Source organism: Paracoccus albicereus (assembly GCF_024359525.1).
Classification (GTDB): Bacteria; Pseudomonadota; Alphaproteobacteria; order Rhodobacterales; family Rhodobacteraceae; genus Paracoccus; species Paracoccus albicereus.
In genome coordinates this window covers 679,510-704,888 of the sequence record NZ_JAKZEU010000002.1, presented here as the reverse complement: position 1 = coordinate 704,888, position 25,379 = coordinate 679,510, and the positions used below count along the sequence as shown (strand labels likewise).

Here is a 25,379-nt window from a genome sequence, read left to right as displayed (position 1 = left end):
GTCATCGTCGATCCGACTCTGGAGCCGCAAAGCCCAGCTCCGATCCGTCTCTATTGAAAACACCCTCTTGCAAGGCAACGAAGCAGCATAAACGGTCGAGCCACCGGTCCCGTACTCCAAAATTACATTGGCTGAAGCGTAAGCTGAGCGCAGCGCAGAATTTTCCGCTGCGGGGAAGTCGAAGGGTGGCCACACTTCCTCGTCAGGTTCAGTAGCATCAGTCGGCACCTGCGGAACCCAAGCTGTCTACATGTTCTAAAGGAAAGCTTACAAGCCTCATCGGAGTGAAACCTACGGTCCTCTTCCACTGCCAAAGGCCAGGGCCTCCGTTCCCGATACCGCCATACATAATGAATTTCACCCCATCATAGATAGGGTCGCCGCTGTCCATCGCCTCTTCAACAATGTGAAAATGAGCGTGGTACATAACGCCTTCTGCTAAGTGTTCATCGTGGCCCATAAGTTGCGAATACAGCATTATATCGCCCATGCGGCGAACGGAAATATAGCTTAGAAGCTGTTGTCCTACTTCCACTGATCCTTGCTTATGGCTTGGTAAGGGCTTGAAAACTCCAAAGCACTGCAGCCAATCGGTTGCGACCTCAGGCTCGACGGGTGCGATGTATTGAGTTGGTGCGCCGCCCATTTCCCCGATAGTTCTGAGATAATTGCCTCGCATCTGACCGCCCGACCTTTCCTTGGACGAATGATGAATCGTATGCATATCCGGAATATAAAGCCTTGGGTTGAAGCGGCTAACTGTGTGACCCTCGCGCTGCGATCTGCGTTTCATCCGAACCCGATTATATCGTTTGTTGATCCGCTTCTCCCAGTTGGCGTAATCACCACGTGAAATCTTGATAACGACTGGGGTCCAGCGCGGCGGCGCGGCGTTGGGTGACGTGATTATGTAGTTTTCCAAGGTCTTCTGTGCGGCCGAAGGCACAACTATCTGGCGAATCGGATATGGTTCGTTTGCAGGGTTGTCATGGGCGAAGGGAACTTTTTCGGTGGTGATGGCGCTCAATTCTGACTGCGTGGACGGTGACGCGTTATCCGCATTTTCAGCAGGCTTTGCGGCCGAGCCAAGATGACACTTAGACGGAGTTGCTGAATGGACGGACGATTTAGTGAAGTGATCAATCATACCCGCCTTAAGCGCGCTCTTCACCATACGGAGGTAGGTCGAGCCTTGGAAGTGTAGCGTGTTCCCTGGTCCGCACGAATCCATGTCGGCAGTCTGAAGATCGTGTCGTGGAATGACGCCGCCAAACCATGACCCGTCCAGGCGCTCCATCAAAGCTTCTCCGAAGCGATAGTACTCGCGCCTACTTTCCATCTTGGGATAATAATCAATTTGCTGATTGAGGATTAGCGTTGGCACCTCGGGGTTCTTGATCCGAAGATTCTGCACCAGCTGCTTTGCATCGGTGACCGATTGTTCGAGAGAGCGCCGGCCAATATTAGTGTGAGTCTCCCGAAAACGGACAGGATCACGTAAAAACTTTGGGTGAATCCACAGCGTCCAGCCCTCGTCGTTAGACCGCCATAATTCGAAATTCAGGTCGGCCCATGTGTCGATAATTATTAGATCGGCATCTTGGGCTTCAAGAATCTCGCGATCGGCTTGTCCCTGATAATGCCGCTGGAGAACATTCGGCATGTTAGAGATCTCTGAAATTCTCCTAAGTTCATCATGCGTCACACTCACCCCATCCATTGCCTCGTTCACCATGATAAATGGAGATTTCTGGGCTTGGATGAACGTGACTCCATCAGGAAAAAGGTGTTTGTTCAAATGAACAGTCCGAAAGCTTGTGCAGTCGCCACGTGCGAGAATACGAAAGGGTTTACCATCCGCGCGTCGAAAATGGAAATTTTCAAAATTGAGGTCCGCAACCCGAGAAGTGTTGGCAACGTCCGCATCGAAAGCCTGCGGCTTTGTCGGTGAAACGGGACCATTCTCGTAAGCCGGCGTGGGCGCTGTGACACCTGGCCCCCGGACCGCTACATGGTTCGCGGGCGTGACAGGGTCTTCGAGATTATCGAGCGAAGTGTTTTCTTTTGCTGAAGTTGATCGCGCCGTAGCGATATTATCTAAATTGGTTTGGACATCCGCCAGCGGAACTCGCATTTCCTTAGGCGTATCGTGGCGGAGCTCTTGTTGGGGAAACGGCAGATAGGCCAGTGTGGGAGCCATCCCTGGCACGTAGAGGTCTTTCCAGCAGCTTTTGTAAGCAAAGCGCGACGGCGCCATTCCGACATTTGCGACACCAGAGGTTTCGCTGTTGGTCAAACTTGACGCGTGATTCAGGCAGAACATGCCGACTTCGGGTAGAAAAGCAAATTCTTCCCCGAGGAACGCTTCTGCTCGAGCAATCATTTCACTGTCGCCGCCATAGCGCACGCTATCCCAGAAGCCCAATCTTGAACGGAGCGTGTCCCGCTCAAACAAGCAGGAGATTGACGCTCGCCGGGCCACGCCGTCCAAGCAAAACTTGGTGATTCCATTCAGGTGCGTCGCCTGCCCATCTTCACGGGTGCGAAGCATATAAGTCACACTAGCTTTCAAGCCGCGCTTCAGCGCTGTTCTGACGTGACGCTCGATGCGCGTCGGCAGAGCCCAATCGTCAGCATCATGGCCGGTGATCCAGTCTCCTGTCGCCATCGTCAGAGCAATATTCTTGGAGACGTAGGGGCCGACATTAACCTCGTTGCGGAGTGCGCGAACCCGGCTGTCCCGTTTGGCAATTCTCTGGATCACGTCCCATGTATCGTCATCCGACCGGTCATCCACGATCAGCAGTTCCAGATTGCGCCAAGACTGTTGAAGGATCGATTGAGCAGCATGTTCGATCGTGCGCGAGGCATTCCAGGCTGGCATGATGACGCTGACGCGGGACCCGCCTTTGACAGGATCGGGCTTAGGTGCGGAAAGCCGCATAAAGCGGGATTCCGGGCCAGGTTTCAAATGGACGGGCGCAACGTCAAAGTGGGCCAGGTAGGCATTCACGTGGTGCAGCCAAGCCTCATCATCGTCCGCGCGGACCGCTGCATTGGCTCGTAGGATTTCTACCGTATAGGCCAGATCATCGGGCAGATACTGAACCGCCAGCGCGATTGCGCGATTTTGGTCACCCATCAGTGCGACCGCCGAAGCGCCGTCAATAATTTTTTCACGACGAGGCTCCGGTATGCTGCCGTTCTTTTGCGTCTCTCTCGCAATCCAAGCGATCGGTTCCTGACTTGGCTTCAGCCGAAACGCTCGCCGCACGAACTCTGTCGAAAACTCGGGCCCCGGATCGCGGCCGAGCCGATGTCCGTAGATCAGGTAGTGCAGCGCCGGATCCATCTTCAGCGCATCAACCTCTGGGTTTTGCTGACGATACCACTCCGGATCAAAATGCTCGCTGGATACGAGGGCTTCGATTTGCTGGCAGGTTGGTGTGATCATCGAGGCCTCAGATCATTTAGCTTAATGGATGACGAATGCGTAACTCGCATCCTGGAGGATAACAATCAATTTGCATGCCTAACGTGACGCGCTGCTCGCAGGCTCATCGCCAATAACTTGGATTTGGCGTTACTGGTTGCAGCCGGAAAATCGGGTCGCCATCGCTTCAATGCCTGGAAAGCCCGCCGCTGCCAGTGTTTGTCAGGACCTCTTCGCACCCTGCCGTTGCGGTGCTGGTCTCAAAGGGTGGCGACCATTTCGGAGAGACGCCGCTCGCTATACGCTAGCAAGGTGCTATAGCGACCGTTGGTAAATGGCCACATAGTCGAATTGACGTCTTTGCGATGACCGACAAGAAACGGCAAAGGAACGACAACGTCGAAGTTCGACGAGGCCGCAAGGTATCGATCGATTGTCACCGGCCCATGCTCACCGCTCGGATGCCGACGCCAATGCGCAATCCGTTCTAGCGCCCGCGGGCCAAAAAGGTTCATGACCAGCCCGACACCCTTGTTGAGATGAACAAAGTTCATTCCGTCCTTGCAAACGACACGGCGGATGCGAAAGCTGTCGTCAATGTCGGTCACCAACCCTGCAAGCATGTCGGCGCCACTGTCCACGAAATAGCGTTCGGCGGTTGCGATGCGGTGTTCGAACGACACCGTCGGTACCATGTCGTCCTGCGCGATCAGTGCGTGGGTCCGACCGGCAGACATCAGCGCGCGTGCAATCTGGCGATAGCTGTAAGCCGCACCCATCCAGGACGGGTGGTATCGCAAACCATTCACCATCGTCATGCCAAGCTGGTCCGTGTCAGAGAACCCTGTCGCGCGCGTGGGATGTTCGGGAAGTGTCAGGCAGAGTCGAGGAACTCGTCGGTTCAGCGCGGGTCGGATCGCATCGCTCATGTCGATGCTACCCGGGTCGCGGCGTCCGGTCAGCACGTCGATCCGCCGCAGCGAGGGCTCGTCCAGCGGCAATGATACCGCCATCACCTGCTGTCGTGCCGCGGAGAGGCGGGCGATACGGCCAGGGTCGTCGGATATGACAAGGCCAGCGCCCTTTACATTGCGTGGTATTGGCCCCGAGCCCATCAGCACGACGACATCCGAAGCTGTGGCCGGCCCTTGAGGCACACCAAGATGAATTGTTGAGGGATGGGCGCCAGTTGACCCCGAGACCGCGGCGCCAAAGCGATCACGAAACAAGCTGCTCAGATCGTGGCTGCCCTGATGCACCACAACCACTGCGCCCGCCCGAAGCCGAGGCGGAGGCTTCATCCCCGGCTTCAGCAGGAAGCTGTAGCGCAATCTGCCAATCAGACCTGCGATGCCCTCGCGCGCGTAGATATGTCGAATCCGGCGCAACAATCCCGGCCGCCGCGTAGTCTCGGTCGGCGAGTCATCGCCGTGATAGTCGCCCGTCATTGCCGCCGCCGCCAGACATATCTTGACAGTTTCGTCTTGACTGGCGGTGGCAAGCGGCGGGCCATGTTCAAGGCGCCCGACTTCATTCTGAGGCGCAGGTCAGTTAGGCGATCTGCTATCGATCGCGCTCCATCCCGGATCACTGCGGCCAACCAGCGATCCTCCGTCAGTCTAACAAGCCGAACGAGTTCTTCGCGGGAGGCAGCTAGTTCAAGTTCGAGCCGCTCAGCGCGGTCCGAGAACACGTCTTCGGCCCGTGACATGAGCCGGTCTTGCAGCGCGCGAGCTTCGGCTGCATCAAGCCCGTGACGGGCCGCTTCGGCCAGACCCTCAGCCTCGCTCTTGATCATCTTCAGAGCGACCACCGCGAGGAGCTGCGGTCTATGGGGGTCGCCATCGGGCTCTTCATGCTGGCTCGACATGGTCACCACTCGTTGACTATTTCGCGGTGGTAGCGTGTAACGAGCGCAAGTCCTATGACTGAAAGCACGGCGGCGAGCCCGAACACATACGCGACGGAAACGTAATCGCCCGAATATGAATGGTAAAAGCCCTTCCGCATCTGCCCGATGACGTGAACGAGTGGATTGAACCAGAGCCACTTGTCGTAGGGATGCGGAACGTTGTCGTAGATGAAGAAAACGCATGAAATGATAAACAGTGGGCGGTTCAAAACGGACCAGATCGTCATCCATTCGGGGAAGGCCGAGAACAGGAAGGCGTTGATCGTCCCGATGCCAAAGGCCAGCGAAATGCACATCGCGATAGCAACAGCGATCGTCGCGATGTCCGGATCGGTTCTCGTTTCTTGGGATAACAGAATGAAAGAAAAGATCAGATAGGTGACGACAATCTCGGTCAAGATCGTGACCATCGCTCGTGACAACAGCGCATCCGTTACCGTCACGGCAGGATACGCCAGCAGCGAGCGTGAACTGCTAATGGCGCCGCCCATTTTGTTCGTCAGTTTGCCATAGAGGCTAAACGGCACATACCCCGTTGCGTAGAAGATGACGAAGTTCGTGCCGATCGGCGGGTTCCGCATGACGATCGAAAAGACCAGCGTCATCAGCGCGATCCCAGCAATCGGATCAATGATCGCCCAGAAATAGCCACCGGTCGCACGTCCGTGACTCGTCGACATTTCACGCAACATCATCGCGACGGTTGTGCGGAGACCGGAGACACGCGGACGCACACACTGATCGTGACGATCAAGCCCCAGTCCGCGATCGGCTCTCATTGCTGTCGTCACCGCTCCTCACAACGCGGGTTTAACCGCTTCTGGCGCTATCGGCAATCAATTACGTTGTCCCGCGTCCACGCACACATAGGGGGGCGCTGCACCTCCGGCAGTCGCCAATCGACAATCTCCGGCTCGGCAGATCCTGCCGTAACTGGCACCGCACCGTCCTTGCATAGTCTTGAAAGTGCATACGCGGGCCGGGCGTCTAGAGTGCTTTCACTTGGCTGGCGTTGAACACCGCCCCGTGCGACAGAGAAGTACCCCGATCGAGCGATCCGAATCAATGCACTTTCTGACACCTCATTCCGACCACCCCGATACCGTTGACGCGTCATTGATCGCTGCCGAAGCTGGCATCATGGTGGACGGATTCCAGATACAACGATCATGACCTCGCGCGATCATCCTGTCGGTGAAACCGCCGAAGCCCCGGTCACTCCGCAGCCACATCGGGCCAAAAAGCCTGTCAAGACGGACAGTCGAACGGCGGCTGAGCTCAAAGCCGAAAAGTCTGCGGCCGCTAAGGCTCGCAAACAGCAGGCGCGCGATGCCGAAGAGGCAGAAGGGATCGCCGACGCGCAGGCCCAGCTTTCGCACTTGCGTGTCGTCCGCAAATCGCGCCGCCATCTCGTCATCCTGCTCAGCTTCTTGCTGGTGGGTGTCCTACCCATAATCGCTACCGCGTGGTATCTTTATGGACGCGCCGCCGATCAGTATGCTTCCTACGTCGGCTTCTTGGTGCGAACACAAGGTTCCACGACTCCTATCGGCGCGCTAGGTGGGCTGGCAGAGCTGGCTGGCAAATCCTCGACCGAAGAAACCGACATTCTCTACAAGTTCATCCAAAGCGGTGCGCTGGTAAACGAAGTAGATAAAAAACTAGATCTTCAATCGATTTGGACCCCGCCAACGGACGATCCTGTCTTCGGATACAGCGGTAATGGTAGCCCGGAATCGCTGCTGTCTCACTGGAACCGGCAGGTGCATATCTACTATGATCAGGGAATGCTCGACCTGCGCGTGTTGAGCTTTCGCCCGGAGGATTCACGCGCCATCGCAGAGGCAATACTCGAGCAGAGCCAGCTCATGCTGAACAGGATCAACGCCGTCGCTCGCGACGACTCGCTTTCCTACGCACAGGAAGATCTTGATCGCGCGGTCGAGCGGTTAAAATCCTCACGGCAGGCCGTCAGTTCTTTCCGTCAGGATAATCGCGTGATCGATCCGCTGGCGAATGTCACGGGGCAGGAAGGCATTCTCACCTCACTGCAGGCGCAACTCGCTGACGCTATTGTGCAGCTCGGAATGGTCCGAGCCAATGCACGCTCTGACGATCCTCGAATTACCCAGGCCGAACTGCGTGTTGATGTCATTAGCAACGAAATCGAGCAGCAGCGCAAAAACATTGCCTCGTCCCGCGAAGACGATCAGGATCTGTCGCGCATCGTTAGCGACTACGAGGCGATCGAGGTTGACCGTCAATTCGCGGAAGCAGCCTACACCGCCGCACTTGCTGCATATGAAGAGGCCCGGGCTGAGGCGGACCGTAACTCGCTGTATCTTGCGTCATACGTGACCCCCGTCGAGGCAACGGTGCCGGAATATCCCCGGCGCTTGCGATTACTGGCCATGTTTTCAGGCTTCATCCTCAGCGTCTGGCTGGTGGGTGTTCTCATCTATTATGGCAGCCGCGACCGGCGCTAAGGGCACTGAAGATGATCCGTCTGGTCAATCTCACCAAAGTGTTCAAATCTCGGCAGGGGGAAAAGTACGTCGCGAAGAAGATCGATGCGATCTTTCCCACCGGGTCGTCTGTCGCATTGTTGGGACGGAACGGCGCGGGAAAATCCACGTTGCTGCATATGATCGCGGGTAACATCCTGCCGACTTCTGGTCAAATCCTGTCCGACGGCACCATATCGTGGCCAGTGGGCTACGCCGGTTCCTTTCACAAAGAACTGACTGGTGAGCAGAATGTCCGCTTCATCGCCCGGATCTATGGCATGGATACCGAAGCGATGTGTGATTTTGTCTCCCATTTCGCCGATGTCGGCCCCCATTTCAGACAACCTTTCAGGACCTATTCATCGGGTATGCGAGCCCGACTGGCGTTTGGGACATCCATGGCAATTCCATTTGGCACGTACCTTATCGATGAGGTGACAGCGGTCGGTGACACCAAATTTAAGCGAAAGAGCAAGTTTCTATTGAAAGCGAGGCTGCGAGGAGCGTCCGCGATCTTCGTGTCGCATTCCAGCAGCACTCTGAGGGATTTCTGCGACGCTGGGGCGGTGCTGGAAAATGGCAAGCTGACATTCTATCCTGACCTTGAGGAAGCGATTGCGCATCACGAAGAGAGCATGGCTGAGTGAGCCTTGGCGGTGAAGCACCTTGATGATGGCAGGAGACGGGCAGGACTCCCTCGTCCGGTGCGACCGTTCGGTGCACGCCCAGATCCACGCATCAACTCGCGTCGCCGTCTGCCGCTTCGCTCTCGGCGGTGCGGATGATCATTTCGCGCCAAACCAGAGATTTGGGAAGTAGCTGTCTTTCGGCATCGTGTGTCACCGACTCGAAAAGGCCAGTTTCGGCGAACCGTCTTACGATCGCATCGGAAGAAAAACGCGCGATCGCAACCTGTTGCACGTCGCGCAAAAACGCTTGCCGGGCGTCGTCGTCGCGCGCCATCGCCGCGATCATGGTATGGACGGCGGCAGGTGAGGAATAAAACGCCAGCGGGCCAAAATTTCGTTCCAGCGTATTGGACACAATGCAGGGCACACCGGCCATCATGGCTTCGCCAATTGTTCGGCCGAATCCTTCGACGAGCGTGCTGCGTGGGAAATAGACGAACACATCTAGACCGGCGAGATATTCCTTTGGCTCGATCTCACCGAACTCGTGGACGGTCCAGTTTGCCGGAAGGCCGCGCAGACGCTTGCGCGCGACCTCGGCTCCGCCAAGGATCGACACCCTGACACCGGGTTGGTCGGAATAGATCTGCGCCAGCGCGGCGGCATCTTCATGCCACTTTTCGTCCCCATCGCGTCCATGTCTTCCGATTGAGATCGGGGCTACCATGCGTGGCTTGACGTCAAGCTTGTAGTCATCGGGGTTCAGGGTCGGAGTCCAGTCCAGTCCTGACAGCGGCAGTGGGACGCCGCTGGCCCGGGAATGGTCCTCGATCTCGGTTCGCAGCGCGGTACTGATAGGACAGATCTGTAGATGATCGACTGGTAGCTGTCGCACGATCCGGCTAAAGTCGTCGATGTTATAGACGAGACTTCCGGTCGCGCGCAGGCGCGAATTGTTCACGACAACGAATGCGTGTTCCGCCGACAGTCTTTTGACGATGCGCTGAAACATGGTGGACACCACCACTCGAGGATGCCGAACGATCAGGCAGCGTGCAGTCAGCCTGCGTATGCGCGACCATTCCACAGTAATGTCCTCATGAGAGCGATATCTTTCGGAGGTAGAGCGAATGACGGGTAGGTCCACCGGGCAGTGGATGAGCGCACAGCGCAAACCTCGCTGACGAAACACCCGCAATTCGTCTAGGGTGGACGACGCATTGCCGCCAGGGAACCTCAAATTGGTTACAATTGCCACGTCTACATCGATATCGCGCGTAAGCCGCATTCCGCTGGATATGTGATCCTGCACGGCGGCGACGACGCGATCTATCTGAGTAACCAACTCGTCCGGCACACCAAACCTTCGCTGGGCTGGAAAATCAAGTCGAGCGGTTTCGGGGTTAAGTGTTCGATGGTATGCAGCAAAAGCACTGCGATACGCTTCCAGCGACGGATTTTCGTCACCGTCTACGGCGTCATCTAAAACCGACGGACGCTCCGCTGTATGACGCAGTAGCAGGGGTATCCTCAGCACTGGCAGTTCATCCGTCAGATGCCGCAGCCGTGCGATCAATTCCTCGTCTCCGCCCTGAGCGACACTATCCCAAAAGCCTAGGGATTGGTGAAAAGCTGACGCCTGTATCATGGGAATTCCCCGCCGCCTAAGTGAGAGCGCTTTTTCTGACGTATCGTATAACTCTTCAGGGTTCCAAAACCGCCCCTGTGTATCCACGTCAAGCGGCATTAACATGCACGCAACATCGCCGCCGTCGCGCATAAACTTAACCTGATGCGCGATCCGTTCGGGGTGTGCCCAGTCCTGGGCGTTATGCACCGTGATATATGAGCCGCACGTTTGGGTGACCGCGATATTGCGCGATGCAGAGGGCCCGATCGCAGTCGAATTGCGCCACAAGCGCATACGAGAATCAGTTGCCGCAAGCGCGGCAAAACGCTTTACCGTGTCGTCGGTGGACGCATCATCCACGACCAGCAATTCTAGATTAGCCCAGCTTTGATTAAGGATCGACCTACCGGCCGCTAAGGCTGCGTCTGCCTCGTTCCGGCAGGTGAGGATGACGCTGACTAAAGGTCCAGCCCCGACCAGTTGGACAGGCTGGGCAGGCACTAGGCAGTACGTCAGCGGCACTCGCCCGACTTCGTCGATCAACGTAATTGGTGAAAGACCATGTCCATCTAGCCACATATTCACCCGTGTGCACCACGCTTCACGGGTGCTTGGAGACGTCAGTACGCCAGTGGCGGCGGACGAAGCGTCAAGATCGGGCGACACCATCGCATTGGCAGCGAACATGTGAGCTACCGATGCCATTTCTCCGCTCAGATAGCGCTGTGACAATCGAGCGGCTAAAGCGGGCCGGCCCCGCTCGGCCAGTCGGGACGCCGCCGGGAATACTCTTTCCGGTCGGAGTGAATAGCGGCCTGTTGCAAGCGCCTCCATCGGCTCGCGTCTCTTGGGCAGAGCAAAGACGTCGCGCAGGAATTCACTTGAGATATCCGGCCGCGGATCGCGGCCGATCCTGTAGCCGTAACGCCGATAATGTGTCGCCGGCTCCAGGCCACTTGCCGCAACATCTGGATAGCGTTGCAGATACCACGTCGTATCGACCAGAGCGTGGTCTAATCTAAATGCATGCTCGGGCATTGCGGCGCGTGGATCGTCTAATTCCATGAGATGGTCCAGGCCACTGCCGTTGCGCACAGTCTACAGGCGCAGATCGCTTTGATCGCGCGGAAGCGCGGATTTGATGTCGAACAAAAGGCCGCCTGGTCTTAGCCAACCACGTAACCCGCCCTCGTCCTCACACAAGAATTCCGCGTGCGGGACGGCAAGAACAACGACGTCGTAGGTGCCGAGTTCTGGTTCGCTCAGCACGAGGCCGTATTCGTGCTGCAATTCGATGGGGTCGGCGATGGGGTCGGTCGTAACCACAGACATGCCCCATCCCTCCATTGCCTTCACGAGTTCGACAACCTTTGTGTTTCGGATATCCGGGCAATTTTCCTTAAATGTTGCGCCCATGACTAACACGCGCGCATCGCGGATCGGTATGGAATTTTCGGTCATCGCCCGGACCAGGCGCAGGACCGCCTCACGTGACATGCCACTATTTATCTGCCGCGCGGTGCGAATGATGTCCGGAACGAATCCGGCGCGAGCCGCGCGGTGTAGCAGATAATAAGGGTCGACACCGATACAGTGCCCGCCTACCAAGCCGGGTTGCAACCGCATGAAGTTCCACTTGGTTGAAGCCGCGTTGATGACCTCATTAGTGTCGATCCCTAGACGCGACAAGACCATAGATAATTCATTTATCAGAGCGATATTCACGTCGCGCTGAGTGTTTTCGACCACTTTCGACGCCTCGGCGACTTTGATCGAGGTGGCCTTGTATGTTCCTGCCTGGATGATGGACGAATACAGCTCATCCACAAAGCGAGCGGTTTCTGGCGTCGAACCTGATGTGACCTTAACTATCCTCGTCAGCGGTCGTTCATGGTCGCCAGGATTGATCCGTTCCGGGCTGTAGCCTGCAAAAAAGTCGCGGTTGTAAATCAGCCCCGAAGCTTGTTCGACTAAGGGAATACAATCTTCTTCGGTCGCACCGGGATAGACAGTAGATTCATAGATGACTACGTCACCCTTGGTGATCACGTTGCCGACCGTCTGCGAAGCGCTAAAAAGAGGTGTCAGATCGGGGCGCATATCCGAGTCTACCGGCGTTGGCACAGCAACGATATAGACATTGCAATCTCGCAAATGTTCGGGGTCAGTCGTAAACGTCAACTGTTGGCTGTCTTCCAGAGAGGCCACCTCACCCGTGCGGTCGATTCCCTCGCGCAATTCCTCAATTCGCGTTTCGTTCACGTCGAAGCCGAGCGTGGGATATTTCTTTCCAAATTCTGCAGCTAGGGGAAGTCCAACATAACCTAATCCAATAACGGCGATTCGGGTCTCGTGCAGTATCATGTCTAGTCTCCGTTATGTCGGGTGTTGCGACCAATCTAAGTTGTCAGGAAGTTCGCTTATGTTATTTTTGTACGAAGGCCACGCGAGGCCCCGATGTTTCTACGCTGTTCGACTTGGACGTAACAGTCAATTCTTGCGCGATCCAAGAGCTGCACTTTGACTGTCGCCGACGACGCTCCTAGTCGAGATGAGCACGAGTGCGACGCGGCGTTGACAGCGGGATCTCGCTACTCCGCGGACGCTTCTCGGTCTCGGCGCGCGACGCCTCAGTCTTATGCGGAGCCTCTTCGCGTACCGTAACAGCCTTCTGCCGGCTACCGCGACTGCTTTCCGCCCCTGGCGCGCGCTACTTCGCTGCTGCGGCGAAAGTCCGCCTCCTGCCTAAAGTTGCGTTAGTGCGCACACGGCCCATAGCGGACCCTCACTCAACGTCGAACGCTGCGTTGCAGCGTCGCAAGACCTGTCATTTGCTGAGGGCGGTCGGTTTCAATCGTGTCTGAGTGTGCGTACTCTTTACTCGACTAGGCTACACCTTCAACGAACCTCCTTGTGCAGGCTACTTGCTTTCTCTTTCATGTCTCGAAGCAGCCGCGCCTTTTTCAGCTTGTCGAAATTGATGCTGCCGACAGCACTGCCAATCCGAGACAACTGCTCAACTACCGCTTCGATATGCTCTCTCTGGGCCTTGTTCCGTCCTGAAGCTAGATATCTCCCTCGTAGCGTCCGTAGAGACGCAGTTGCAAGGTTGATGTCCTTCTCATTTCTTAGACTGCTGAGATACGCTTCCCGATTCTCACCGCTAGGAAGGCCGAGAAGCGCATCACGAGCGAAGAGAGCACTCATTGGTTGCAACTCAGGCAACACTTTACGAAGTGCGGTTGCAAGTTGAGGATTTTTTAGCGCTTCAGCAAGAACTCGCGACATACTATTTGGTGCATTGTACTTGAAATCACGCGCAGATCGATCCGAATCGATCAATGCAGTGGTATTAATAATCCTAATGCCTGCTATCATAATAACTGGATTGGAAATAATTTCGTCTCTATAGGCACAAAGGAAGCCCACCCAAGTCTCCGCAGACTCAAATAGTTTCGATAGATGCTTGAGCTTGTCAGCTGCAGGAACTTGAAGAGCGTTCTTTAGAAGGGCAGCATAGAGCCTGAGTGCGACTAGCAGTTTTGCCTCTGCTTCCATCACAGCAATTCTTTTTGTAACGCCACGACGCCGAACTATCTCCGATAGTTGGGAATTATCGAACCTATCCGCCTGTTCATGAGTTGCACCCGCCCGACCCAAGGTGTCAGCGGCGTCCTCAAATGCCTCTGTTTGGCTCGAGATGCCATCCTGTTCAATGCAGGTTGTTTGCCACTCCGCGCCAAGATCAACGCCCGCGTCTGAGTAGTTTTCACTTAGGATAGCTTGTAAGCTATCAAGCGCAGTATGGATCGAGCCAAGAACGCCTCGTGTCTCCGTGCCCTCTAGGTCGCCATAGAAAGCCACTTCCTTGTGATACTTGAAAAGCGATTCTCCTGTGGTCAGTTCTTCTGAGAACTTCGGATCAGCTTTCATTTGGCGAGCCACAAAAAATGAGAAAAGGTAGTCTCCCCTGAATGTCACCTGGCCCCTAAAAATGGTCAAAATTCCCTTTTCAATGAACTCATCAAGAAGTTGATTGGGAAGATCGATTAGATAAGCCTTTTGGTAGTCGTCGCATAGTTCGCCCCAAGCTTTCTCAGCTATGCCTTGGACATCTTCTTCAAGCATTCGCCGAGCAGCGAAACTCAGAAGATCAATCTTGTCACTTGAAGCAAAAGTTCCTTCGCGCACATCCTCAAGGTCAAACCTACCCAATAGACACTCGACGTATCGTTCGAGAAGGCGCGCCTTGTTAATCGGCTTAAACTCTGGATCTTGATTAAGCGTTTCAACTACAACTGCTACGCTGCTCGCGTATACTGGCTCGTCCATCTGCCTAAAGGATTCGACCACTTGTGAGACGACAGAATCAACAGGATAGCCGCTGTGTTCCGAGGAGCGAAGAGACACCATCTCGCGAATGTCTGTTACATCCATCTGTGAAAATTCGTAGATTTCATCTGACTCCGAATTTAGATTTGGAATGGCGCTACCAACTGTCGGTGCCCCACGCTGCTCCGTAGCGAGGAAATATATGAAGCGAACCTTGGAAAAAAACTTACCAGCAACTTCGCGAAATAGGTTGAACTGCTCGACATTTGCTAAAGAAAGGCCATCCACTACAACGCAGACGCCACCCAAGTTCACCAATGCCTCGACTTCAGCATGGCTGTAGCTCACAAGGCATGTGCGACCTATCTCTCTGAGGATCGAAGCCTTGTTTATCTTTTGCTCTTTAGCATCGAAGAATGCGGGTATTTTCCTGATACTATTGAAGTCATCAGCAATCTCTTTGAAGGTTAAGAAAGCCGCGGTGGTTAAGCCTGAATCTAGCGGCCCAATGTAGTACTGATCTCGAAAAGATGACTTGGCCAACTGTGTCACGGGCAGAGCTGGCTCCAGCCAAGTATCGTCCTGATCCACCGACACCTTCCGTGCCTTGGGGCTTACGAAATTAGAGGTAATCTTGGACTTTGCACGAATATTTGCCCTGTACCACGCAGTATAGTCAAAGGCTTCCGACTCGCTAAATTTCAGTATAAGTGTCTCGCCCGAAGGCTTAACACTATAGAAGATTTCATCTTCTTCTCTTGGCCTTAGTATTCCCTTAGGGGCGAAATCCTCTCCGGGGATAAATTTGCGGCGGGTCTCAGAATAGGCTCGGTACTCTACTTCGAACTTCTTGTGCTCCAAATTTGCTTGGATAACGGTGTACCCATTGCTGCCCTTCGACCATCCTGAACGTAGAGGTGGAGATTGCATAAAGATGCATCCGGCACCAATCTGTGCCAGATTTGTCAAGTCCGTCGCATGGACGTGGCCATAAAGAACTAGATCAAATCGGTTCATAAGTAGTTTTGATACTGCGTCTCGCGTTGTTTCCTCAAGCCAATCGAGGGGATGGTGCAAGAGAGCAATCTTCGTAGTTTCAGAAGGCAGCTTTTCCGACAGCTTATCCAGAACATAGGGTTCTAGCCTTAGTTTTCCCCTGTCGGTTTCCCCAACAGGTCTCTCGCGCGATAGCCAAGTCGAATTCATTCCGACAAACGATAAGCCCCCACGCGTCCGAGAATAGCCGTAGTAGGTATGATGGTCATATGGCCCGAGAACTTCTTCAATCGTTCTGTAGTGCTCAAGAGGGTCCCCTACCTTATGAAAATTAGGTTGGACCATCTCGCTGGACTTTTGAAAAAGGTAAGAGCTAGTCCGATCGTTCAAATGTCTTTCAATGAATTCATGGTTCACAACTGAGCGTTGAACGTCGTGGTTTCCGGGAGTGACCAAGACTTCATGACCCATTTCTGAAAGCGGCGCGATAAGTATGTCGAAAAGAACATCGTAGTCGTCTTTCCGATCACCGGCCTGCACTAGGTCGCCAGTGAAAGCCGTGAAGACCCCTCCTTCAGCTTCAAGCCTCTGCAGGTCCGTTTTCAGATACTCAATACGCTTCCTATTTTCAGCGTCGTTTTTGAAATGGAGATCACTTAGGTGAACGATCTTCGCGTGCATTTCTTACCTATCTTTATTCGAGGACCTGTCTACTTTTTACTTTAAACAGGCAAACTCTATGTCGCAATGCAGGTGAAGTGGCAAGGACGGGCCAAACAAGACCTGTTATCCATCCGCTCAAGGCGCCAGATTGTCTGCTTGGCCCCGGAGCGAGTTCTCCTAGAGGTGCGAACCTGGCGACTGACTAATGCCTCCGTGCCAGTGTCCGCACTTGCTATAATAACCACTTGCTTTTTGCACTCGCAGCGAATGTCGGCTTTCCGCCCAAACTATCCATCGCCGCGCTCCTCCTCATCCTCCCGTCGCGCTCTTGCCAGTGCCGCATTCTTCATGTCCGGCGGCAGCACCTTGTCGAGGATCGCCTCGGTCTTGCGCAGGATGGCGATGGTCTTGCTCAGTTCGTTCCGCGCGTCGCCGCGTCGGTGCTTCAGCCAGTCCTCCATCATCGGGATATCGGTCTGGTACTCGACCCAAGTCTCGGCCCAGCGTTCATACCGCGCCTTCTCCTCCCGCGTGGCTGGACCCGCAATGCGTGCGGTACCGGTCGTCATGTCGAGCAGCACATGGTCGGGGTGGGGGATCGGATCGGGCAGATCGGTGATGCCGTGGCGCGTGCGGCGCGCCAGCTCATGCTCCCACTCGTCCTTGTAATTCACCGCGCTCGCGAACCATTCTTTGTTGAGCATGAAGTTTGCAGTCTCGACCTCGCCGACCAGCTGGGCGAAGAGCCGCTGCGAGAAGTGCTTTCCCTTGACCGCGTTGTGGGCGATGGCCCGCATCACCGCCTTGGCCATCGGAACGGTCAGGCTGCGATCTCCCTCGCGAATTTCGATTCCGCGATAGGCTTCGTCGAGGATGATCCCCTTCAGCCGCTCTTCGTGCAAGGCAGGGCGCCTGTTTTTCGAGCCCTTCGGGCGACCTCGCGGATTTCCGGACTGGCCTTTCTGAAAGCGGTTGGCTTCCGGTGGCTTGGCGTAGCCGACCTCGTAGCCGGTCTCGCGCGGGGGCAGGGCGCCCAGGGTGTGCTGTCAGTTTAATGCGAACTCGTCTCAGTGAATGCAGCGCAGCGCAGCCTCAGGCTGCAGCCAGCTGACGCCATTCATCGAGAGCGGCGGTACGGTTCATCTTGAAGTGCTGGCGTTTCGAGAGGCTGCGGTCGTGGTTGAAGTGGTTCGAGACGGACGCGTGGACGGCGACAAACTTCTGCAGACTTCGCATGCGCCGGAACCGAAGCATCGCTCGCTCCCGCCTTCGGAACGGGAGATGTGAGTTCTCGGCTCGGTTGTTCAGATGTCTCGCTGTTCGCTGCAACTCCGGCGCGCCTAGCTGGCGCAAAGCCGCGCCGTACGAACGGAGCCGATCTGTGACAATGCTCTCCGGCCGACCGTAGCGTTTCATCAACTTTTTTAGGAACTTCAACGCTGCCTGGCGGTCGCGTGTCTTACTGACGAAGGCCTCGAGCACCTCGCCCTCGTGGTCGACGGCACGCCATAAATAGTGCTGCTTGCCGCGGATCTTGACGAAGACCTCGTCCAGGTGCCAACGCCATTGCCGTCCGGCGCGGAGGCGGGACGCGCGCTTCCGCCGGATGTCGGCTGCAAAGACGGGACCGAAGCGCATCCACCATTGCCTAACTGTTTCGTGACAGATGTCGATGCCGCGCTCGTGCAGCAGATCCTCGACGTTCCGGAGGCTGAGCGGGAAGCGGACATAGAGCATGACCGCCAAGCGGATAATTTCGGGGGAAGTCTTGAAGTAGCGGAAGGGCGAGCGATGGGGCATGCCGGGCAGGGTAGGGGGCGTCAGTCCGGTGGGGCAAGAGCGGTTTAGCTGACAGACCCGGAGAACAAGATCGCAGTCCTGCTTGGCGCGCGCGCAGCAGAGAAGATCAGCTACAATCATGTCTCGACCGGGGCGGCCGACGATCTGGTCAAGGCCACCGATATCGCCCGCGCCATGGTCGCGCGGTACGGGATGGGCGAAGACCTCGGGCATGTCAGATACGACACCGATCGGCCCGGCTTTCTCGGCACCGGCGACCAGTCGTCGTGGCTGAACCGCCGCTATAGCGACGCTACGGCCGAACGAATGGACCTAAAGGTGCGCGACATCGTGGATGGCGTGTTCAAGCGCACCCTCACCCTTCTTGAAACCAATCTGGATCTTCTCGAGCAATCGGCGCAAGATCTCCTGCAACGAGAGACACTGGACGAGCCCGATCTTGTGGCAATTGGGTCCAAGGTGAAAGAACGGAAGCGGTCGCTGCGTGACACTGTCACTGGCGCAGATGATCGGCGAACAACCCTGACTGGATAATGAAAACGGAGAAGACGAATGGCAAACGGAGCTTGCGATATTTGCGGTCGCCCGGCGACGGCGCGCGTGCGCGCCTCGGTGAACGGCAGGGTTCAGATCATGGAGCTGTGCGATCAGCACTACAGCGAAATAGCGCGCCGGTCGGGTCGCAGCGCCTCGCCGCTGGAGTCCCTGTTCGGGCGGCGTTCCCTTCTTGACGAATTCTTCGGCGAGAGCGGTTTCGGCAGCCTCTTTGGTGACAGTCCGCTGCGAGGCGGCACGCTCGGCTCTGTGGGTGATGGCGATAACGCTGTCGTCGACGCCACTGTCGGCGAGGGCGCGCCGCGGCGTGGATCGCGGCGCGGCGGCGGACGCACCATCGCCGACCGGCTGAGCGAACAGGGCAACAAGCTGCTGCAGGATGCAGCACAGAAGGCCGGGGAATTCGGGCGCAGCGAGGTCGATACCGAACATCTGCTTCTGGCATTGACCTCGTCTGACGTCGTCAAGACGATCCTGGAACAGTTCAAGGTCGATGTGGACGATCTGCGGCGCCAGATCGAGAAGGAAGCGAAGCGTGGAGACGCCAAGACAGAAGGCGAAATCGGTGTCAGCCCGCGTCTCAAGGACGCGCTGAACCGGGCCTTCATCGCCTCGAACGAGCTTGGCCATTCGTATGTCGGGCCGGAACATCTGCTGATCGGGCTCGCCGAAGAGGGCGAAGGCCTCGCGGCGGCGATGCTGCGCAAGCTAGGGTTGACGCCGCAGGCGCTGCGTCAGCAGGTGACGAAGGTGGTCGGCAAGGGTGTCGAGGAAGGCCGCGTCGAGACTCCGTCGAACACCCCCGATCTCGACCAGTTCAGCCGCGATCTCACCAAGACCGCGCGCGAGGGCAAGCTCGACCCTGTGATCGGTCGCGCCCGCGAGATCGAAACGACGATCGAGGTCCTCGCGCGGCGCAAGAAGAACAACCCCGTGCTGATCGGCGAGCCCGGCGTCGGCAAAACCGCCATCATCGAGGGCCTCGCCCAGCGGATCGTGGCCGGCGAAGTGCCCGAGGCCCTGCGCGACAAGCGGCTGGTTGAACTGAACATCAACTCGATGGTCGCAGGGTCCAAGTATCGCGGCGAGTTCGAGGAGCGAGTCCAGAAGATCCTCAAGGAGATCACCGAGGAAAAGGACAGCCTCATTCTCTTCATCGACGAGATCCACACCATCGTCGGCGCCGGCCAGGGCGGCGGCGAAGGCGGTCTGGACATTGCCAACACCTTCAAGCCGGCGCTGGCGCGGGGCGAGCTGAACCTGATCGGTGCGACGACGCTCAACGAGTATCAGAAATATATCGAGAGGGACGCGGCACTCGAACGCCGATTCCAGCCCGTCTATGTGGACGAGCCCACGGTCGCACAGACGATCATGATTCTGCGCGGGCTGCGCGACACGCTCGAAAGCCACCACAAGGTGACGATCACCGACGAGGCGATCATCGCCGCCGCGGAGCTTTCGGATCGCTATATCACCGGTCGCTTCATGCCCGACAAGGCGATCGACCTGATCGACCAGGCCGCGGCGCGGGTGAAGATCTCGGCCACTGCGCGGCCCGTGGACGTCCAGGAGTTGGAGGCCGAAGCCGCGCAGATCAAGCGCGAACAGGACTATGCCGCCGCGCGCAAGCAATTCGACCGGGCGGCTGAGCTGAAAAAGGAACTGGAGGCCAGGCAGACGGAGCTCGACGAGCTGCTGGATGTCTGGAAACGCGACCAGGCTTCGGCGACCGCCGAGGTGCGCGCCGATCACGTCGCCCAGATCGTCTCGAAGATAACCGGGGTTCCGGTCACCGAACTGACCACCGAGGAGAAGGACAAGCTCCTCAAGCTCGAAGACAAGCTGCACGAGCGCGTCATCGGCCAGGAAGAAGCGATCCACGCCGTGGCCGATGCGGTGCGTCTCGCGCGCGCGGGTCTGCGCGAAGGCTCCGGTCCGACTGCGACCTTCCTCTTTCTCGGGCCGACCGGCGTCGGCAAGACGGAACTGGCCAAGACGCTGGCCGAGGTGATCTTCGGTGATCAGGATGCGCTTCTCAGGATCGACATGTCGGAATATGGCGAGCGTCACGCGGTGGCACGGTTGGTCGGCGCGCCTCCGGGCTATGTCGGCTATGACGAGGGGGGGCAGCTGACCGAAAAGGTCCGCCGCCGGCCCTATTCGGTGGTGCTGCTCGACGAGATCGAGAAGGCGCATCCAGATGTCTACAACATCCTGCTTCAGGTGTTCGACGACGGCCGCCTGACAGATGGCAAGGGCCGCGTGGTGGACTTCACTAACACCATCATCATCGCCACCTCGAACCTCGGTTCGGACATCATCCAGCGCAACCTCACGAAACGCGGCAGCAGTGAGTTCGACGAGGCCAAGCAGAAATCCGAACTGATGGAGGTGTTGCGCGGTCATTTCCGGCCAGAGTTCATCAACCGGATCGACGAGATCATCGTCTTTCATTCGCTGAATCAGTCGGAGATCCGCCAGATCGTCGAGTTGCAGCTCAACCGGGTGAAGCAGACCGCCCTTACCCAGGGCGTCGAACTCGAATTCGACGTAAGCGTCGTGGATCACTTCGGCGCGGTCGGCTTCCGTCCCGAATTCGGTGCCCGCGAGCTGCGCCGGCTGATCCGGTCGGAGCTGGAGACCGAGTTGGCCCGCGAACTGCTCTCGGGGCGGATCGAGGATGGCGACAAGGTCCGCGTCGCCTGGTCGGAAGACGAACAGAGGGTCGTGTTCGAAAAGATCGTAAAGGACACCGGTGACGACAGCCCGGACGATCAGGCCAAGGCCGGGATCGAGGAGCCCAGCGAAGTTGCCGAAAACAAGACGGACGTTCCGAAGCCCAGCGGTGGGGATGAGGTGCAGTCCAAGGACGACAAGTCCGCCGAGTGACAGCGCAAAAGACTGGCCCGGCGCGATATCGGTCGCGCCGGGCCATCTCTTCGGAGAGTTATAGGAAGGTCCAAGGCATGAACGTCATTAGATCATTCCGCAATCTCGACCGGCACGGCCAACAGCGCGCGCCTGAGGTCATCGAGGAGGAGGTGCGGCAACTTGAACCGCACCTTGCGCGCTTTCGCGAGGATCTGGTCCGGCTCGAAGTCGTTGCCTCGCAGACGAGGGGCAAGAAGCGCATCAAAGTCAGCCTGCGCCTGCAACTGCCGTCGGGCGTGATCGCGGCGCGGGAAGAGGGATTCGAGATCGAGCCTGTCCTGCGCAAGGCCTTTGCCGACCTGCGCCACCAGGTCGATCGGCATGTGGCGCGCCTCAAGCACGAGCCTGAATACAAGCGTCCCGCCCGCCGGCGCCGGATCGGCGCCCCGCTGCCGCCCGCGCGGGATGCGGCGGAAGCGGACCGGCGCCAGCTCTTCTTTGACCTGATCGAGGATCATCTCGATACGGTCTACGATACCGTCAGGCGCGAGTTGACCTATCTCGAGTGTAGCGGGTCTGTGCCGGCCGGCTACCTGAGCGTTCGAGATATCGTCGATGCGACGATTCTCAAGGGGCTGGCCCGCTTCGAGGATCGGCCTTCGGAGTTTTCCGTCGGCGACTGGCTGAAACGGCTGGCTTTTGAGACCATCGAGGAAGAATCCCGCGCCGCCCGCCGCGCCGTGCCTGAGGATGCCGCCTCCATCGAGGCGGAACCCGAGGCCCCGGCGGAGGATCCGACCGAGGCGGATCAGGCGATGTTCGAGTTCTACCAGCCCGACGAAGTGCTGATGCTGGAGGACCTCATCGCCGACGACGGCGGCACAGACCCCGAGACCGAAGTGGATCGTCATAAGATCGCCATGGCACTGCACCGGGCTATCGCAGATCTTGCTCCGGTCGAGCGCCGCATCCTGTATCGGATGTACCTGGGAGACGCCACGATCGCGGAGACGGCAGACCTTTTCGGCCTGACCGAGACAGAGGTCGCCGAGATCGCAGAAAATGCGGGCGCGACACTACGCGCGAGGCTTGCCGAAGCCGGGTTGGTCAGAGATCCATCAGGCCGCGCGCCCATCGAGCGGGAAATCGCTCACACGCAGCGTCTGCCTCAGCCGATCGAGGATCGCCGCCGCTTGGCCGCCGCCCTAACCGGCGAGGAGGCCGGCTCCGACACCTGACATGGAACTGAATAGGAGATCGACCAATGACCACAGCCTCTGAAAACCCGACCGACAAGATGCAGGACATGCTGTGCAGCCTGTCCCGGAATTGGTGGGCATTCGTGATACGCGGCGTGCTCGCATTGATCATCGCAGTGCTAGCCTTCGTCATGCCTGCGGAATCGCTTCTGGCGCTCACGCTGGTCTTCGGCGCGTTCGCCTTTGCCGACGGCGTGTTCGGCCTCGTCGCCGCGATACGTAACATCCGCAAGGGCGAACACTGGGGCTGGCTGATGTTCAGCGGCATTCTGGGCATCGCCACGGGCGTCGTCGTGGTTGTCTCGCCTTTTGTCGCGACGCTTGTGCTTGCGACATTCCTCTGGGCCAGCATCGCATTCTGGTCCGTGTTCTCGGGTGCCCTCGAGATCGCGGCAGCGATCCGCCTGCGAAAGGAAATCAACGGCGAAATCTGGCTGATCCTGAGCGGCCTTCTCTCGGTCGTTCTCGGTGTCGTCGTGACCTGGATGCTGCTGACGCGCCCGGTCGAAAGCTTCCTCGCGCTCGGCTGGCTGATCGGCTTCTACGCCGCGGTCTTCGGGGTGATGATGATCCTCCTCGGGCTACGGCTTCGCAAGGCGGATCTTCCGGACGGTGCGGCCTTCGATGACGCTCCCCCATCGGCAAAGGCGTGAGGTGCCCTGTGGTGGATGACGGGCGATTTGCCGGCGAGGAGCAAGATTTCACCCGATGGGACGAAACGATCTTCGACCGTTGCCTGAGCACCGGCTTCAATCCGTTCGGCAGCGGTCCGACGCCAATCTTCCTGCGGCACCGGGACGCAGAGGCGCCGGACACCGATGCAAAGCCGTGCATGCCACCTGACACCGAAAATGCGAGGTGCTGATGTCGAACCGCCTGCCTGACTTGGCATTTGCTGCTGCGGCCGCTGCCTTGGGCATCGGCATCGTTTTCGTTTTTCGTTCTATGTATCTTGCCGAACACATACTGCCTTTCGCGCAGGAGATGACGCTCATCTTCCTCGGCGCTGTCGTGACGATCATTCTGACCGCGGCGCTTCTCAATCGCCAGACCGATCTCGAGCTTCGCAAGGAAGGAAGGGTCATCATCCTCCAGCAGCAGTGCGACATTTACATGGCCTGTATCGAGAAGGTCGCAGAGATCGTGGAAACCGCAAGGCACGATGCGAAGCTGATCGATGAACTGCGTGTTCTCAGCCACAAGCTGGCTGTGGTCGCGAGTGCAGGGGTCGTGTCCAGCTTCGAGCAGGTACTGGAGAGCTTGCAGTCCGGTTTTGCTGACGGCACGCTCTCGGACGGGGACGGAGAGGGCGTGATGAATGCCGTCGCCGATCTCACGATAGCGATGCGGTCGGACGTCCTGCACGCTGCTGCCTTTCCTTCGCAGAACACCGAACGCGCCGTTCGCCTGAATTCGAGGCGAATGGAAAAACTCGACGATCTCGAACGTCACCTTCTCGTATCCACCGACACCCGGGAGAACTGATATGCGCGGCCATAATCGCCCACCATTCCCGCCGAAAATTCCCGGAACCGATCTGCCATCCTGGGACGTGCCGACGGCAATCATCTACCGTCCTGCCCGTTCCGCGATGACATCGGCGCCTCGGCCCAACTACTGGGTCCTCGAGTTCGAGCCGTCCCGGCCGCCGCAGATCGAGCCGCTGATGGGATACACGTCCAGCGGCGATCCCTATCGTCCGATTCGGCTGAAGTTTCCGGATCGCGACAGCGCGGTGGACTTCGCAGAGCGGCGGGACTGGCATTATGTCGTGCGCGAGGACGCTGGGGGAGCCCGGATGGCGAACCCTTGGGCGGGTGAGACGCGCTACCGGCTGCACAGTGGCGTCGATGCCCCGGGAGCCTTCCGGGTCCCGTTCCGCCCCGATCGCCGCCTCTCAAGAGGCGTCCAGCATGAGAGCACGGCCGACCCGTCTACCAGCGACAGGGAGAGTTTCGATCCGGTCCTCGAAGCCTCGCTCGAATCCTTCCCCGCCTCTGATCCTCCGGCGTGGACGGGTGTGACAATTGCAAGAAAGACGACGTGATGACGGCCAGCTGCATGCGCTCGGGGACATGAGATGTTTCCATAGGCCGATACCGTTGCTCGCAGACACCCCCGTGGCAGTCTGGTCAGTCGTCGGGATCAGCCTTCTCGCTTTCCTCTACCAGAGCGGCCTGCCGCCGCGTGCGCTCAACCGGTTCCTGTTCGAGTTCGCGCTGGTTCCCTCGCGCTTCTTCGGGGAACTAAGCCTCGTCGCCCCGTCCGACTGGACCCCGTTCCTGACCAACATCTTCCTGCACGGGGGCGGGCTGCATCTCATCTTGAACATGTGGACGCTCTGGATCTTCGGCCCCGCCGTCGAAGATCGGCTCGGACCGGGTCGATTCACGCTGTTCTATCTGTTCTGTGGTGTGGCGGCCGGACTGGCTCACGCGCTGGCGAATTCCCACTCAGTCGTTCCCGCGCTTGGCGCATCGGGGGCGATCGCGGGCGTGATCGGTTGCTACGCGCGCATGTTTCCGGCGGCTCGGCGGGTGGTGATCGTGCCGTGTCTGTTCATTCCCCTCTTCTTCGAGGTGCGCGCGGTCATTCTCGTGATGATCTTGTTTTTCATGCAGGTCATTCCTGCCTTTTGTCGCTCGGCAGCGATCAGGCCACCGGCGGGATCGCTTGGTGGGCGCATATCGGCGGGTTTCTCGCCGGTTGGCTCGTAACGCCACTCCTGCGAAGGCGCGTCGACGCCTATCGCCACTATTATCGCGACGAGGGCATCTATGGCTTTCTGC

Annotated in this window: 18 protein-coding genes; 9 read left to right on the top strand and 9 right to left on the bottom strand. The window is 57.8% G+C overall.

What is annotated here, in order from left to right:
- Window positions 1-217: 217 nt before the first annotated feature.
- The 4 genes from MLD63_RS06930 to MLD63_RS06915 all read right to left on the bottom strand — a co-directional run bounded on the left by MLD63_RS06930 (window position 218) and on the right by MLD63_RS06915 (window position 6,124).
- Window positions 218-3,454 (bottom strand): glycosyltransferase family 2 protein, encoded by a 3,237-nt coding sequence (locus tag MLD63_RS06930; RefSeq protein WP_255329138.1) that lies wholly within the window; start codon window positions 3,452-3,454, stop codon window positions 218-220.
- A 239-nt stretch (window positions 3,455-3,693) separates the two neighbouring features.
- Window positions 3,694-4,881 (bottom strand): hypothetical protein, encoded by a 1,188-nt coding sequence (locus MLD63_RS06925; protein ID WP_255329137.1) that lies wholly within the window; start codon window positions 4,879-4,881, stop codon window positions 3,694-3,696.
- Window positions 4,878-5,303 carry a hypothetical protein gene (locus tag MLD63_RS06920; RefSeq protein WP_255329136.1) on the bottom strand — a complete coding sequence of 142 codons (426 nt, stop codon included), beginning with the start codon at window positions 5,301-5,303 and terminating at the stop codon, window positions 4,878-4,880. Before MLD63_RS06920 ends, MLD63_RS06925 begins: the two co-directional genes overlap by 4 nt.
- A 2-nt stretch (window positions 5,304-5,305) precedes the next feature.
- Complete coding sequence (locus MLD63_RS06915) at window positions 5,306-6,124, bottom strand: ABC transporter permease (RefSeq protein WP_255329135.1); 819 nt, start codon at window positions 6,122-6,124, stop codon at window positions 5,306-5,308.
- Window positions 6,125-6,514: 390 nt separating this feature from the next.
- On the opposite strand from MLD63_RS06915, the gene MLD63_RS06910 reads away from it, so the two are divergent.
- Both MLD63_RS06910 and MLD63_RS06905 read left to right on the top strand, forming a co-directional pair.
- Window positions 6,515-7,831 (top strand): KpsE/RkpR family capsule polysaccharide export protein, encoded by a 1,317-nt coding sequence (locus MLD63_RS06910; protein ID WP_255329134.1) that lies wholly within the window; start codon window positions 6,515-6,517, stop codon window positions 7,829-7,831.
- An 11-nt stretch (window positions 7,832-7,842) separates the two neighbouring features.
- Complete coding sequence (locus tag MLD63_RS06905; RefSeq protein WP_255329133.1) at window positions 7,843-8,499, top strand: ABC transporter ATP-binding protein; 657 nt, start codon at window positions 7,843-7,845, stop codon at window positions 8,497-8,499.
- Window positions 8,500-8,590: 91 nt separating this feature from the next.
- On the opposite strand, the gene MLD63_RS06900 is transcribed toward MLD63_RS06905, so the two are convergent.
- From MLD63_RS06900 to MLD63_RS06880, 5 genes are all read right to left on the bottom strand, one after another.
- Window positions 8,591-11,176: a glycosyltransferase gene (locus MLD63_RS06900; RefSeq protein WP_255329132.1), complete on the bottom strand. Its 2,586-nt coding sequence runs from the start codon at window positions 11,174-11,176 to the stop codon at window positions 8,591-8,593.
- A gap of 33 nt (window positions 11,177-11,209) precedes the next feature.
- Window positions 11,210-12,475 carry a nucleotide sugar dehydrogenase gene (locus MLD63_RS06895; protein ID WP_255329131.1) on the bottom strand — a complete coding sequence of 422 codons (1,266 nt, stop codon included), beginning with the start codon at window positions 12,473-12,475 and terminating at the stop codon, window positions 11,210-11,212.
- 534 nt (window positions 12,476-13,009) lie between these two features.
- Window positions 13,010-16,120, bottom strand: coding sequence for a metallophosphoesterase (locus MLD63_RS06890; protein ID WP_255329130.1), 3,111 nt, complete (start codon window positions 16,118-16,120; stop codon window positions 13,010-13,012).
- A gap of 269 nt (window positions 16,121-16,389) precedes the next feature.
- Window positions 16,390-17,130, bottom strand: coding sequence for a DUF5681 domain-containing protein (locus MLD63_RS06885; RefSeq protein WP_255329528.1), 741 nt, complete (start codon window positions 17,128-17,130; stop codon window positions 16,390-16,392).
- A 64-nt stretch (window positions 17,131-17,194) separates the two neighbouring features.
- Window positions 17,195-17,902, bottom strand: a complete 708-nt coding sequence (locus MLD63_RS06880; protein ID WP_255329527.1) for an IS6 family transposase — start codon at window positions 17,900-17,902, stop codon at window positions 17,195-17,197.
- Window positions 17,903-17,950: 48 nt separating this feature from the next.
- On the opposite strand from MLD63_RS06880, the gene MLD63_RS06875 reads away from it, so the two are divergent.
- From MLD63_RS06875 to MLD63_RS06845, 7 genes are all read left to right on the top strand, one after another.
- Window positions 17,951-18,436, top strand: coding sequence for an ATP-dependent metallopeptidase FtsH/Yme1/Tma family protein (locus MLD63_RS06875; RefSeq protein ID WP_369696997.1), 486 nt, complete (start codon window positions 17,951-17,953; stop codon window positions 18,434-18,436).
- An 18-nt stretch (window positions 18,437-18,454) separates the two neighbouring features.
- Window positions 18,455-21,349, top strand: a complete 2,895-nt coding sequence (locus MLD63_RS06870; protein ID WP_255329129.1) for an ATP-dependent Clp protease ATP-binding subunit — start codon at window positions 18,455-18,457, stop codon at window positions 21,347-21,349.
- A 77-nt stretch (window positions 21,350-21,426) separates the two neighbouring features.
- Window positions 21,427-22,569, top strand: a complete 1,143-nt coding sequence (locus MLD63_RS06865; RefSeq protein ID WP_255329128.1) for an RNA polymerase sigma factor — start codon at window positions 21,427-21,429, stop codon at window positions 22,567-22,569.
- 26 nt (window positions 22,570-22,595) lie between these two features.
- Window positions 22,596-23,243, top strand: coding sequence for an HdeD family acid-resistance protein (locus MLD63_RS06860; protein WP_255329127.1), 648 nt, complete (start codon window positions 22,596-22,598; stop codon window positions 23,241-23,243).
- 211 nt (window positions 23,244-23,454) lie between these two features.
- The gene (locus tag MLD63_RS06855) at window positions 23,455-24,075 is read left to right on the top strand and encodes a hypothetical protein (RefSeq protein WP_255329126.1); all 621 of its coding nucleotides are present in this window, start codon (window positions 23,455-23,457) and stop codon (window positions 24,073-24,075) included.
- Between the two features lies 1 nt (window position 24,076).
- Complete coding sequence (locus tag MLD63_RS06850) at window positions 24,077-24,637, top strand: NADH dehydrogenase ubiquinone Fe-S protein 4 (RefSeq protein WP_255329125.1); 561 nt, start codon at window positions 24,077-24,079, stop codon at window positions 24,635-24,637.
- Between the two features lie 73 nt (window positions 24,638-24,710).
- Complete coding sequence (locus MLD63_RS06845; RefSeq protein WP_255329124.1) at window positions 24,711-25,307, top strand: rhomboid family intramembrane serine protease; 597 nt, start codon at window positions 24,711-24,713, stop codon at window positions 25,305-25,307.
- The last annotated feature ends 72 nt before the right edge of the window (window positions 25,308-25,379 follow it).